We start from the raw sequence: 13000 nt of genomic DNA, 5'->3' as shown, positions 1-13000 counted from the left end.
CTTATGCGGTTGTCGCTTACGCGGCGGCGTTCGAACCGGCGCCCTTGCGGCGGCGGACGGCGAACACCGCTCCGGCGCCGACGACGACGGCGACACCGCCGACGAGACCGATGGTCGGCAGCATGGAGCTGGAACCGGTCTCGGCGAGCGAGCCGGTGACGTCCTGGGTGTTGGTCTTGCTCGGCTTCTGGGTGGGAACCGGGACCTTGCCACCCTCCTGGGGCTTCGTCCCGCCGGTGTCGGTGCCGGCCTTGACGATCTTGATCAGGTAGCTGGCCTGGTCCGAGCCGATGCAGTTCTCCTCGTCGTCGAAGTACATCCCGCCACCGATGGTCAGGCCCTGACCGATCGGCGCGTTGGCCTTCACGTTCAGCCGGAGCTGGTAGTTGACCGTCTGGCCGGCCTTGATGTCGGCGAGGTCGAGGTAGCCGTTGGAGTGGCCGGCGCCGTCCTCGACGTCGTACCAGGCGCCGTCGTACTTCACCTGGAGCTGGACCTGGCTGGTCTTGAACGCGTACTCGGCGTTCGGGTCGCTCGGTCCGACGCCCGCGTAGAAGATGACGTCCTTGAGGTCGGCCGACGTCGGGTTCTTGACGCCGAGCGTGAAGGGGTGCCAGCCGCTGCCCACGGCGATCTCGCCGGGCAGGCCGCTGAGCGAGGCGTGGATCTTGGACTTGTAGCCGGCGTCGTCCTCCTCGCAGATCCCGGACGGCGTGGTCGGCTCGTCGCTGGGCTCGGCGCTCTCGCTGGGTGAGGTGGACGTGGACGCGGAGGCGGATGCCGACTCGGACGTGGAGGCGGACGCCGACGTGCTCGCACTCGCGGAGTCGGAGGGGGACGGGCTTTCCGACGTCTGGTCCGCGGGCGAGCTCTCGTCGGCGGCCGGGCTGGTGCTCGGGTCGGCCGCGGGAGTCGTCTCGGTCGTGGTCGAGCTGCTGACCGAAGGGCTCGGGGAGTCGTCGGCGAACGCGGCAGGAGCGCAGACCAGGGCGAGCGGCGCGAGGGCAGCCGTCGCGGCCGCGGTCATCATGGCGCGGCGAAGCTTCATTGAGGACCTCTGTGGGGCTCGCGTGCTGCGGTGCGGCAGCACGTGGTCGGAGGCCTCCGTGTGTGGGGCACGGGCATGGCCGTTGGTTGCACAGGTGAGACCCGTGACCCGTGAGGAGGGTTGTGCGCCGACCGGCGGAAGGCCCGTGTGAAGCGGGTCACATTCGACCTCGGCGTGGCGAGGTTCGGGACATGGCGAGCGCCCCGGACATGACGAAGGGCCCCGCGGGACGGAGAGACCGCGGGGCCCTTCTTTCGGTCAGCACCGGCGTCAGGGCAGCGCCGGTGCCTGGGGGCGGCGCCGGGGGGTTGCGCCGCTGGTTCATCGGTCCTGGCCCCGAGGGGCGGACGGTGTGAGCAGCAGTGCCGTCGTCGGCGCGGGACCTGGCAGGTGACCCGGCACTGGTGCGTCTGTGCGGTTTTCCGCCGGTCGGCCCCGGGCGTCCCCGGGGCCGACCGTTCTCTTGGGTGACCGGGCTGCTGTCCCCTGCCGTCCGGTCACATCCCTGGAGCGAGGTCCCACGGCGTACGGCACGACCCGTACGCCTCATCGCTCCAGCGAGCCACGCGTGGTTCTGTCGGGCCCGCCCCTGGCTGGCACGGACAACCCGCTCAACGAAGCGCCGCGCGAGCCGGTCACGCGCCGTACGGGTGAGACGGCGCTCGAACTCGGATGCGACGCTCAGATGCGGCCCCGGCACAGCTCCAGCAGGGTCATCGCGAGACCGGTGCCCGGCTTGCCGAGGGCCTCGCGGTAGCGGCCGAGGATCTCCATCTCACGGGAGAGGTGCACCCGGCGTCCGCCGGAGGCGATGCGGGTCTGCTGGACGACGGCGGAGACGGCCATCCGCTCCTGGATGAGACCGATGATCCGGTCGTCGAGCACGTCGATGCGTTCACGGGCGCCGGCGATGGTCTCTTCCGGGGTCGAGGTGGTCTCTTCCGGGGTGGTGGTGGTCATGTCGGGGGCTCCTGAGGAAGGTGGCTGGGACGCCCCGGAACGGCAGGACCCGGAAACGACAGGCGCCCCGGGCCTTGTCGGCCCGGGGCGCCTGGGAAGTCGCTTGGCGGTTCGCTCAAGCAGCACGACCATGGCAGCCGGCGGGCCGGATGCCATAGGTAAAGACGAAGGTCGAGTGCTTGCGCATGGCGCTCAGTATGCCATGGCGACGTCCAGCACGAGCCGCGAGGTCCCGGAGACGTCCAGGAGAAGCCTCCCCGGCCACACCGTTAGACTCGTTAGCACAGACCCCGCCCGACCACCAGAAGGCACCCCGTGTCATCAGCGACTTCCACTGCCGCCTCCCCCGACACCGTCCTGGTCGTCGACTTCGGCGCGCAGTACGCCCAGCTCATCGCCCGTCGCGTCCGCGAGGCGCGGGTCTACAGCGAGATCGTGCCGAGCACCATGCCGGTGAAGGAGATGCTCGCCAAGAACCCCGCGGCGATCATCCTCTCCGGCGGCCCCTCCTCGGTGTACGAGGAAGGCGCCCCGCGTCTCGACCGCGAGATCTTCGAGGCCGGCGTCCCCGTCTTCGGCATGTGCTACGGCTTCCAGCTGATGGCGCAGGCCCTCGGCGGCACCGTCGACAACACCGGCGCCCGCGAGTACGGCCGTACCGACCTGCACGTCTCCAGGACGTCCTCCACCCTCTTCGAGGGCACCCCGGACGAGCAGCACGTGTGGATGTCGCACGGCGACGCCTGCTCCGCCGCCCCCGAGGGCTTCACGGTCACCGCGTCCACGGACGTCGTCCCGGTCGCCGCGTTCGAGAACGACGAGAAGCACCTCTACGGCGTCCAGTACCACCCCGAGGTCATGCACTCCACGCACGGCCAGCAGGTGCTGGAGCACTTCCTGTACCGGGGTGCCGACCTGAAGCCCGAGTGGACGACCGGCAATGTGATCGAGGAGCAGGTCGCCGCGATCCGCGAGCAGGTCGGCGACAAGCGCGCGATCTGCGGTCTGTCCGGCGGTGTGGACTCCGCCGTGGCCGCAGCCCTCGTCGCGCGGGCCATCGGCGACCAGCTGACCTGCGTGTACGTCGACCACGGCCTGATGCGCAAGGGCGAGACCGAGCAGGTCGAGAAGGACTTCGTGGCCGCGACCGGCGTCAAGCTGGTCGTCGTGGACGCCGAGGAGCGCTTCCTCACCGCGCTCAAGGGTGTCTCGGACCCCGAGGAGAAGCGGAAGATCATCGGCCGCGAGTTCATCCGCGTCTTCGAGCAGGCGCAGGCGGACATCATCGCCGACGAGGGCCCGGCCGTGGAGTTCCTGGTCCAGGGCACCCTCTACCCGGACGTGGTCGAGTCCGGCGGCGGCACCGGCACCGCCAACATCAAGTCGCACCACAACGTCGGCGGCCTGCCCGAGGACCTCGAGTTCAAGCTGATCGAGCCGCTGCGCAAGCTGTTCAAGGACGAGGTCCGCATGGTCGGCCAGGAGCTGGGCCTGCCGGACGAGATCGTCCAGCGCCAGCCGTTCCCGGGCCCCGGCCTCGGTATCCGCATCGTCGGCGAGGTCACCAAGGAGCGCCTGGACCTGCTCCGCGACGCCGACGCGATCGCCCGCGAGGAGCTGACCGCCGCCGGCCTCGACCGCGACATCTGGCAGTGCCCGGTGGTGCTGCTCGCGGACGTCCGCTCCGTCGGCGTCCAGGGCGACGGCCGCACCTACGGCCACCCGATCGTGCTGCGCCCGGTGTCCTCCGAGGACGCCATGACCGCCGACTGGTCCCGGCTGCCCTACGACGTCCTCGCCCGCATCTCGACCCGGATCACCAACGAGGTCAGCGACGTCAACCGGGTCGTCCTCGACGTGACCTCGAAGCCGCCGGGCACCATCGAGTGGGAGTAGTCCCTACGTGCGCCTGAGCGTGCGCAGGGGCTCACCGGGCGTCCAGACCTGGATGACGAGGTACTTCTCGTCCTCGACGTAGGTCCGCACGACCTCCGTCAGCTCGGTGCGGAAGAGGTGGAACGGCTGCGGCGGTTCCGCCTCTTTCACGTAACCGGACTTCCGCTCGCCCTCGACCTCGTACGCCCGCCCCGCGATCCGTACGTCCCCGCCGTCCGTCCCCGTGCCCTCGCCCGGGTTCGCCTGAAGCGCGAAGCGGGGATCGCGCCGCAGGTCGAGGGCTTTCAGCGAGCCAGCCATCATGCCGAGCCACAGCTCGCCGCCGCGGAAGTCGGCCTCCAGACCGGACGTGCGCGGCGAGCCGTCCTTGCGCAGGGTCGCGAGGACGTGATGGCGGAAGGCGCCGAAACGCTCCTCGACGAGCCGCGCCGTACCGGGTTCGGCGGCGGCGAAGGCCGCCCAGTTCACCGATGTCATGCGGGCCAGTCTCACCGGCAAACCGGACATCCTCTGTCGTGTATCCGCCGCGTACGTCATCTTTACAAATCAGCTCTGCCCTTTTGCGCTGACCGGCGGTAGCTTCCGGCCCGTACAGCAATCCCAGCGCTGGAGGACCTATGCACGGGCCCACCCCTCCCCTGCCGCTGCCCACCGACCGGCTGCAGTTCGCCATGCCGCCGATGTTCGACTCGGTGGCGGACGAGCGCCGGCACCGCAAGGAGCGGCTCGCCGGTGCCCTGCGGATCTTCGGGCGGGCCGGGCTCGAGGACGGGGTCTCCGGGCACATCACCGCCCGCGACCCGGAGTTCTCCGACTGCTTCTGGGTCAACCCCTTCGGGATGCCGTTCAAGCACGTCACCGTCGGCGATCTCGTCCTCGCCAACCAGGACGGGCAGGTCGTCGAGGGCCGCTACCACGTCAACCAAGCCGCCTTCACCGTGCACGCCCAGGTCCACGCCGCCCGCCCGGACGTCGTCGCCGTCGCCCACTGTCACTCCGTGTACGGCCGCGCCCTCGCCGCGCTCGGCGAGCTGATCGACCCCATCACCCAGGAGAGCTGCGCCTTCTACGAGGACGTGGCGCTCTACGACGCCTACTCCGGCGTCACCGTCGACGTGGAGGAAGGCCGCCGGATCTCCGGGGCGCTCGGCTCCCGCAAGGCGCTCGTGCTGCGCAACCACGGACTGCTCACCGTCGGCGACTCGGTGGACGCCGCCGCCTGGTGGTTCCTGTCCATGGAACGCTCCTGCCAGGTGCAGCTGACGGCCAAGGCGGCCGGCCGCCCGGTCCTCATCGACCACAAGCTGGCCGTCGCCACCCGCGAACAGCTCGGCGGCGACCTGGTGGCCTGGATCAACTACCAGCCCCTGTGGCAGGACATCAGCCGCAGCGAACCTGACCTGCTGAGCTGAACCCTCCGGGGCTGCTCAGCCGAAATCCTCCGGGGGCCTGCTCAGCCGAGTCCTCCAGGGGCTCCTCCGGGGGCTCAGCCGAACCCCCTGAGCACCGCCGCCTTGGTCATCGCGAACTCCTCGTCCGTGAGCACCCCGTCCCGGTGCAGCTGCCCCAACTCCCGCAGCCGGCGCAGCAGTACGTCATGGTGGTCGGCCTGTCCCGGTACGGCCGCTCGCCGGTGGTCCCGGCCGTCGCACCCGGCACCCGTGCGGGTGGAGGGATGCGGCAGCCGGGCGGTGACGGCCGTCGCGACCAGCGCGGTCAGCAGATCGCGCCGCACGCTGCCCCACAGGTCCAGGGTGTAGGGGTCCCGCTCGGGCGGCAGCTTGGAGAACACCGTCTCCGGGGTCACGAACCGCAGAAAGCCGTCCTCGTACCCGGAGTTGGGCAGCCATTCCACCTGTACCAGGTCGCCGAGCGCGATGATCCGCGGGCCGGTCGCGCGTTTGACCCGGTCGGAGGTGTCGGCCCAGTCGATGCGCACGTGCGTGCCGTCGAAGGAGACCGTGCCGTCGGAGGACCGCACGGACACCGGCACCGGCGGTCCCGGCAGCAGATAAGCGGTCGTCGGCTCCTTGGGGATCCGGTCGAGGAGCAGGGCGTGCCGGATCTCCTCGGCGACGTACTCCGCGACCCCGCCGCGGTCCGCGTCCACCGTCAGCCGGTAGGGGTCGGCCGGGTCCGGCAGCCGCCCGCCCGTCGCCTGCAGCAGCGGGTCGGCGCCCTCGCGCAGCCTCATCCGCAGCCGGCCACGCCTGCGCTCGGGTTCCCAGACCACCTCCGAGACCGCCTCCAGCGGCACGGAGATCTCCCCGTAGGTCTGCCGGAACAGCGGCACGCAGCGGTGCAGTCCGGGGGTGATCCGGATCGTGCTGCCGTCGAAGGCCCAGGTCCCGTCCCGCTGGATGATCTCGGCCATAGGGAGATTCTCGCAGCCGGGTCAACACGGTGGCTCGAACTTCACCCGCCGTGACCCGGCCCGGCGGTCCCGGACGGCCCGGCGTAGGGCACAATTCGCTGTCGACGCAGCGCAGTTGCGTGGCGGCGCGTCCTTCCATCGGGGACCCGCCGGTCGTGCCGGAAGGTCGTGGGGAAGGCGGGCGTCGGTCGTGGCGGTGCAGGAGGCGAGACAGGGCACGGGTGCCGACGGGATCCACGAGGGCGGCTGCACCTGTGGGGACTGCCCGCACGGCGCCCGGGAGGGACACCGGCGGGCCGTGGCCGCGTTCCTGCGCCGGCGTGACGAGTTCGCGGCCGGGCAGGGGCTGCCGGCGGCCGTGGCGCACTCGGCCTCGGCGTCCCGCCAGTGGGTCTCCGAGGAACTGACCCAGCGGGCGGATGCCGTCGCCGCACGAGGCCGCGCCGAGGGCGAGGCCTGGCTCGCCCGGCTGTGGCTGCGGACGGTGTGCGTCGTGTGGGGCGCGGTGCTCGCGCTGCTGCTGGGCGAGGCGCTCACCGCGGTCGGCGCGGGCTGGACCGGTGCCCGCACCGCGGCCCTGACCGCCGCGCTCGTCGTCGCCGGTGTGCTCAGCGCCGCCTCCTGGCTGCACCGGGCGCGCGGCGGGGCGCTGGCCCCGGTGGTCGGCGAGGACAACCGGATGTCCACCTCCCGTACGATCGCCGCCTGCTGGCTGCTGTTCATCGGCTACGCCGTCCTGCTGCTGGCCGTCCGGCTGGCCGCCGCCTCCCACCACACCGAACGCGACGCGCTGATCTCCGGCCTCGGCCTCGCGCGTGGCGCGGGCGTGGTGACCGTGCTCGCCGTGGTGTGCGGCATCGCCGTCCTGGTCCGCCGCGTGGTGGGCCTGCGCATCCTCGGGCAGCGGCTGCAGAAGGTGCCGGCGCACCGGCCGCGCGCCGCCGACCTGCTCACCGACGACTCCGGCCGGGGCGCCTTCACCGACATCCAGTACGTCGCCGTCAGCGCCGTCGCCCTGCTGTTCGCCGCCGTACGGCTGGCCCGCCGCCCCGACCAACTGCCCGACCTGCCCTGGGGTCTGGGCGTGATGGTACTGATCTCGGCCGCTACCTACCTGGCGGGCAAGTACGCCGAGGGCGGCCGCCCGGTCGTCCTCTCCGTGGTCCGCGCCCGTGAACCCGGCGACCTGGACGGGCCGATCCGCACCGGCGACGACATCGAGATCCGTGGCGCCGGTTTCGTGCCGCCCGGAGCCCACAGCGCCGACCGGCTCTCCCGCATGGTGGTCCGCATCGGCAGCGTCGACGTGCACGTCCCGCTGGTCCCCGTCACCGGCGGCTTCAGCAACCCCACCGACAGCGTCCTGACCGTGCCCGTACCGGCCGATGTCGAGCCCGGCGCGGTGGAGGTACAGGTGGTCACCGCGGCCGGGGTGGCGACCAACCGCTGTATCGTCCAGGTGACGGAGTGAGCGGCGGGGGAGTGGCGGACCGGTGGGCGACGACATCCTGTCGGTGATACCGACCGACCCGCACTGGCAGCCGGCACCGGACGCCGGGAAGCGCGCCGCGGCCCTGGTCCTGGAACTGGTCTCCGGCTCTCCCGACGACGCCCACACCGACCCCGGCGACGTCGGACTGGACGTCGACTGGTACGAGGCGATCACCGCCGTCGACTGCGGCTCGAACCTGCTGAGCATCCGTTGCCCGCACTGCGCCGGATCCCTCGACCCCGAGTGGTACCGGGACCTGCTCGACGCGTACGACGAGCGGGGCGAGGGCCTGCCCACCCTCGACATCACCACCCCGTGCTGCTCCACCGCCACCTCCCTGGACCGACTGGACTACGACTGGCCGTGCGGGTACGCCCGCTTCGAGATCGCCGCCTGGAATCCACAGCGCCCCCCGCTCACCCCCGAGGAACTCACCACCGTCGCCCGCGCCCTCGGCCATCCCGTGCGGCAGATCCTGGCCCGCATCTGAACGAGGTCCGACGGGCCTTTTCCGGCCTCTTCGCACCAGGGACCGAAATCCGGAAAAACATCCGGGTTGGGATTGAACTGCGCGCCCTCGTCATACGTATGGTCAAGTGAGGGGCGGGACGGCGGGCGAGAGGGGCGGTTTGCGACGATGAGTCATGGCATTCGCACGGACACGCACATGAACCGGCTGAACGGCTCCGGCGGCTGGCGGGACGCCGCCGGCCACTACGCCCTCCTGCCACTGCGCGTCTTCCTCGGCGTCACCTTCATCTACGCCAGCCTGGACAAGCTCACCAGCAGCTCCTTCCTGAAGTCGGGCGGGGCCGGATCCATCGGTGACACCATGCGCTCGGCCCGCGACTCCGCCGCCATCCCGGCCCTGGTCGACCTGGCCCTGAAGTCCCCGGTCGGCTTCGGCTACGCCATCGCCCTGGGCGAGCTGGCCGTCGGCATCGCCACCCTGCTCGGTATCCTCGCCCGGCTGGCCGCGCTCGGCGGCGCGCTGATCTCGTTCAGTTTCTGGATGACCGTGAGCTGGTCGACGACCCCCTACTACTACGGCAACGACCTCGCCTACCTGATGGCCTGGATCCCCCTGATCCTCGCCGGCGCCCCCTACCTCTCCGTCGACGCGGCCTGGCGAGCCCGCCGCCGACAGCGACTGGGCGGCTACCGCTAGGCGCTCCGCCGAAGCGCGGTGTTGAACCCGCGGTGATGAACCCGCGGGCCGGTGGGGGCTGGTCGCGCAGTATCCCGCGCCCTCACGGGGCGCGACACCTCACCGGACTTCGCCGCTTCCGACGTCGCCCCGCCTGCGTATCCCCCGGGCCACGGCTGCCGTGGCACCGGCGAGGAACAGGCCGCCCACGATCAGCGGCACGACCGCGAACCACGGCGTCTCCCACAGCCGGCCCGCGTCTCCCGCGAAGACCACGCCCGTGGCCGTGAGGAAGAGCCCGGCGACCAGCCTCCCGGGCTGGAACTCATGACGCAGCACGATCGACCTCCACCTGTCCCGCCCCGACCTTCAGCGTGAGGTCCAGCGTGCCCGCGTCCTTGGCGCCCTTGGCCGGTGCCAGCGTCACGTTCTTGAGCCTGCGCGGCTGCACGTCCACGTCCTTCCTGCTGTCCCCGGGCAACCGGATGTCGCCGACGCCCACCTCGATGTTCATCCGCACGGTCGCGTCCGCCGGCACGATCACCTTCAGTTGGCCCGCACCCACGTGGGCGTCCGTCGCGACCGTCCGTCCCTTGCCCGGATGGACCCGGCTCAGGTCCAGCGTGCCGCGCCCCGTGCCGAGGTCGTACGTCGGCTGTACCTGTGCCGTCGCGGCGGGTGTCCAGGAGGTGTGTCTCCAGTGGGTGGTGATGTCCTTGGGCATGGCCGCGGCCCCGGCGAGCAGCGCCGCTGTGACGATCGCCAGGAAGACCGTCCCGGCTCCCGTACGGCCCAGGAACGCGCTGACCGTGATGCCCAGGCCGAAGACCGCCAGCGCGCACGCCAGGCCGGTCTGCAGACTGGTGCCCAACGGGTGCGTGTCCCAGGTCAGCCCGGTGCCCAGGCCGCCCGCCACCAGGGCGAGCAGGAACACCCAGCCGCCGATCCAGCGCGGGCCGCGGGGTCGCGGAGGAGGCGCACTGGGCCGCGGCTGTGTGGAGCCCTGGTGACCGTGGTGGGTCCAGGGGGTGGCGATGCCGACGTCGACCACCGAGGTGAGGTCCCGGTTGCGGGCGTCGCCGGGCCCCCAGAGATAGCCGGTGCCGCCGACGTGGGTGCCGTCCTTGACGATCGGGTCCCGCCACCACGACGGGTAGATGGCGACGACGGGCGGAGCCTTGGCCTCCGGTGGCGCGTCGGCAGCCGCCTGGGCGGCGAGCGGGTCGGGGTCGGGGGCGCCGCGGCGCCGCGACCAGTACCCTGCGCCGGCGAGCAGCAGGGAGAGCACCACGGCGAAGGCCAGCACCCCGCCGTTTCTCAGCATGGTCAGGAAGACTCCGCAGCCGACCAGGGCGAACAGCACGGCGGCGAGCGCCTGACCGTCGACCCGGCCCGTCAGCAGCTTGCGGACCTCGTTCTCCTCCTCGTCCTCGTACGGCACCAGCAGCCAGGCGAAGCCGTAGAAGATGAGGCCGATGCCGCCGGTCGCGGACAGCACGGCCAGCGTGATCCTGAAGATCACCGGGTCCATGTCGGTACGCCGGCCGAGGCCCGCGCACACGCCCGCGATCATCTTGTGCCCGCGGTCGCGCCGGAACGGCTCGGGGGCTCCGGCGCCCGGCTGCTGCTCCTGATCCTGCTGCTGTGCGTCGGCGTGCGTACCGGCGCCGGCGCCGGCCGCTCCCGACTTCTCCGTCGAGGCGGGCGCGGCATCCGTCGGTCCGGTGCCCGGGGCCGGGCGCGGGCCGGTGCCGGATCCCGGACCCGTCGCGGCGTGCTCGTGATCCGTCATGTGTCCATGGTGACCGCCCGGCCGCCGCGGCGGCAGTCGGGACGACCCTGGCCGAACCCTGAAATCGGCCCCGAGACGAGGCGGGGAACCGTTCGAGCCGCCCCCGGCCGGCCCTGTCCGGCGCTCCCCGACCGGCCCCGAGGAAGATCAGGGGTGTCTCGGGGGCCGACCCTGATGCCCGGCCCCGCCGGGCATGTGACCATCGTTGGCATGCCGGAAGCCGCAAGCCTGCCAGTCGACGACCCGCGGCCGCCGCGCAAGCTCTACCGCAGCAGCGACGGACGCTGGCTCGGCGGAGTGGCGCGGGGTCTCGCCGGGCATCTCGGGCTGCCTGTCATCTGGGTCCGGCTCGCGTTCGTCGGCCTGTTCATGGCCAACGGTCTCGGCGCGCTGCTGTACGCGGCGTTCTGGTTCTTCGTCCCCCTCGGTGTCGGCGGCGTCGGAGACCACAAGCCTGCGCTGGTCGCCACCGAGAGCGGCGCCGGCGGCCGCCGCAGACTTGTGGCCCGCAAGCCGGACCGTGGGCAGATCGTCGCGCTGCTCCTCATGGTCATCGTGTCCATCGTCTTCGTGGGCAGCGTGAACCTGACCAGCGCGGCCAAGGCGTATCTGCTGCCCGCCGTCCTCGTAGCGGCCGGTGTCGCCCTCGTCTGGCGCCAGGCGGACAACGCCCGCCGGGCCCGCTGGGTCGAGGCCGGCCGCCGGCGCCGCACCCTCACCCTGCTGCGCGCGGCCGGGGGTGTCCTGCTCGTCACGGCCGGTGTGTCCGCCATCTTCTGGCTGCAGGGCTCGGCCGCCCATCTCGGCGCGGTCCTCCAGGCGGCCCTCGCCGTCCTCGTCGGCATCACGCTGCTCGCCGGCCCGTATCTGGTCCGCATGACCCAGGACCTGTCCGAGGAACGCCTGATGCGCATCCGCGCCCAGGAGCGTGCGGAGGTCGCCGCCCACGTCCATGACTCCGTGCTGCACACCCTCACCCTGATCCAGCGCAACGCCGACAACGCGAACGAGGTGCGCCGCCTCGCCCGAGCCCAGGAGCGCGACCTGCGCACCTGGCTGTACAAGCCGGAGGGCACCGGCAAGGACGAGGCCGACGAGCCGGACACGGTCGCCGAGGCGGTGCGGCGCAACGCGGCCGAGGTGGAGGACAAGCACGGTGTGCCCATCGAGGTCGTCGTCGTCGGCGACTGCCCGCTGGACGAGAGGACAGGCGCGCAGATGCAGGCCGCGCGCGAGGCGATGGTGAACGCCGCCAAGTACGGTGGCGAGGGCGGTGCCGTACAGGTCTACGCCGAAGTCGAGGGGAGGACGGTCTTCGTGTCCGTGCGCGACCGTGGCCCCGGCTTCGACCCGGACTCGATACCCGCCGACCGGATGGGCGTCAGAGAATCGATCATCGGCCGCATGGAGCGCAACGGCGGCACGGCCCGGCTGCGGTCGGTGCCGGGCGGCGGCACGGAGGTCGAGCTGGAGATGGAGAGGGCGGAGAAGACGTCATGAGCGACGCGACCGAGGCGAACGGCACGGCGGGCGTCCCCGAGGGGACCGGGCCCGGAGCTGCCGACGGCGGCGCGGGCGGACGGCACGTACAGGTGGTGCTCGTGGACGACCACCGGATGTTCCGCACCGGCGTCCAGGCCGAGATCGGGCAGACCGCCGAGACCGGCGTCGAGGTGGTCGGCGAGGCCGCGGACGTCGACCAGGCGGTCACGGTCATCACCGCCACCCGGCCCGAGGTGGTCCTCCTCGACGTCCATCTGCCGGGCGGCGGCGGCGTCGAAGTGCTGCGCCGGTGCGCGGCGTTGATGGCGGACGCCGAGCGGCCCGTGCGCTTCCTCGCGCTGTCCGTGTCGGACGCGGCGGAGGACGTGATCGGTGTGATCCGCGGTGGCGCCCGCGGCTATGTCACCAAGACCATCACCGGTACCGACCTGGTCGACTCCATCTTCCGCGTCCAGGAGGGCGACGCCGTCTTCTCCCCGCGCCTGGCCGGGTTCGTCCTGGACGCCTTCGCCTCCACCGACGCTCCGCCCGTGGACGAGGACCTGGACCGCCTCACCCAGCGCGAGCGCGAGGTGCTCCGCCTGATCGCCCGTGGCTACGCCTACAAGGAGATCGCCAAGCAGCTGTTCATCTCGGTGAAGACGGTCGAGTCCCATGTCTCGGCGGTCCTGCGCAAGCTCCAGCTGTCCAACCGCCATGAACTGACCCGCTGGGCGACGGCGCGTCGGCTGGTCTGACCCCTACGGGCCCGCCCTAGGCCCTGTCGTCAAACTCCCTCCTGCCCCGCG

Annotated in this window: 13 protein-coding genes; 7 read left to right on the top strand and 6 right to left on the bottom strand. The window is 71.9% G+C overall.

The features are described from left to right. Positions 1-16 precede the first annotated feature (16 nt). Complete coding sequence (locus SRB17_RS16285) at positions 17-1048, bottom strand: LAETG motif-containing sortase-dependent surface protein (protein WP_153539181.1); 1032 nt, start codon at positions 1046-1048, stop codon at positions 17-19. Positions 1049-1729: 681 nt separating this feature from the next. Further along, positions 1730-2008, bottom strand: coding sequence for a chorismate mutase (locus SRB17_RS16280; RefSeq protein ID WP_153539179.1), 279 nt, complete (start codon positions 2006-2008; stop codon positions 1730-1732). A 315-nt stretch (positions 2009-2323) separates the two neighbouring features. Here SRB17_RS16280 and guaA point away from each other — a divergent pair, with 315 nt between their 5' ends. Continuing rightward, complete coding sequence (gene guaA / locus SRB17_RS16275; protein ID WP_323375665.1) at positions 2324-3904, top strand: glutamine-hydrolyzing GMP synthase; 1581 nt, start codon at positions 2324-2326, stop codon at positions 3902-3904. A gap of 3 nt (positions 3905-3907) precedes the next feature. Here guaA and SRB17_RS16270 read toward each other — a convergent pair whose 3' ends face one another. Then, a complete protein-coding gene (locus SRB17_RS16270; RefSeq protein ID WP_153539177.1) occupies positions 3908-4381 on the bottom strand; it encodes a pyridoxamine 5'-phosphate oxidase family protein in 474 nt (157 codons plus the stop codon). Between the two features lie 140 nt (positions 4382-4521). Here SRB17_RS16270 and SRB17_RS16265 point away from each other — a divergent pair, with 140 nt between their 5' ends. Continuing rightward, positions 4522-5316 (top strand): class II aldolase/adducin family protein, encoded by a 795-nt coding sequence (locus SRB17_RS16265; RefSeq protein ID WP_153539175.1) that lies wholly within the window; start codon positions 4522-4524, stop codon positions 5314-5316. Positions 5317-5390: 74 nt separating this feature from the next. Here the strand turns inward: SRB17_RS16265 and SRB17_RS16260 are convergent, their stop codons facing one another. Continuing rightward, positions 5391-6278 carry a DUF4429 domain-containing protein gene (locus SRB17_RS16260; protein ID WP_153539173.1) on the bottom strand — a complete coding sequence of 296 codons (888 nt, stop codon included), beginning with the start codon at positions 6276-6278 and terminating at the stop codon, positions 5391-5393. A gap of 190 nt (positions 6279-6468) precedes the next feature. On the opposite strand from SRB17_RS16260, the gene SRB17_RS16255 reads away from it, so the two are divergent. The 3 genes from SRB17_RS16255 (at position 6469) to SRB17_RS16245 (ending at position 8938) form a co-directional block, all read left to right on the top strand. After that, positions 6469-7749, top strand: coding sequence for a hypothetical protein (locus tag SRB17_RS16255; protein ID WP_323375663.1), 1281 nt, complete (start codon positions 6469-6471; stop codon positions 7747-7749). Between the two features lie 22 nt (positions 7750-7771). Continuing rightward, entirely contained in the window at positions 7772-8260 is a 489-nt protein-coding gene (locus SRB17_RS16250) for a hypothetical protein (RefSeq protein ID WP_323375661.1), read from the top strand. Positions 8261-8407: 147 nt separating this feature from the next. After that, positions 8408-8938 carry a DoxX family protein gene (locus SRB17_RS16245; protein ID WP_153539169.1) on the top strand — a complete coding sequence of 177 codons (531 nt, stop codon included), beginning with the start codon at positions 8408-8410 and terminating at the stop codon, positions 8936-8938. 99 nt (positions 8939-9037) lie between these two features. Here the strand turns inward: SRB17_RS16245 and SRB17_RS16240 are convergent, their stop codons facing one another. Then, positions 9038-9256 (bottom strand): hypothetical protein, encoded by a 219-nt coding sequence (locus SRB17_RS16240; RefSeq protein ID WP_323375658.1) that lies wholly within the window; start codon positions 9254-9256, stop codon positions 9038-9040. Next, on the bottom strand, positions 9243-10709 hold the full coding sequence (locus tag SRB17_RS16235; RefSeq protein ID WP_153539167.1) for a PspC domain-containing protein: 1467 nt from the start codon (positions 10707-10709) through the stop codon (positions 9243-9245). Before SRB17_RS16235 ends, SRB17_RS16240 begins: the two co-directional genes overlap by 14 nt. A gap of 174 nt (positions 10710-10883) precedes the next feature. Between SRB17_RS16235 and SRB17_RS16230 the strand changes: the two genes are divergently transcribed. Further along, entirely contained in the window at positions 10884-12209 is a 1326-nt protein-coding gene (locus SRB17_RS16230) for an ATP-binding protein (RefSeq protein ID WP_194294043.1), read from the top strand. Next, positions 12206-12949: a LuxR C-terminal-related transcriptional regulator gene (locus SRB17_RS16225; RefSeq protein WP_153539162.1), complete on the top strand. Its 744-nt coding sequence runs from the start codon at positions 12206-12208 to the stop codon at positions 12947-12949. Before SRB17_RS16230 ends, SRB17_RS16225 begins: the two co-directional genes overlap by 4 nt. Positions 12950-13000: the final 51 nt, after the last annotated feature.

This window comes from Streptomyces sp. RB17 (genome assembly GCF_009604455.1).
Taxonomy (GTDB): domain Bacteria; phylum Actinomycetota; class Actinomycetes; order Streptomycetales; family Streptomycetaceae; genus Streptomyces.
Note: the sequence above shows the minus strand (reverse complement) of the source record. Positions and strands in the feature narration are given on the sequence as shown.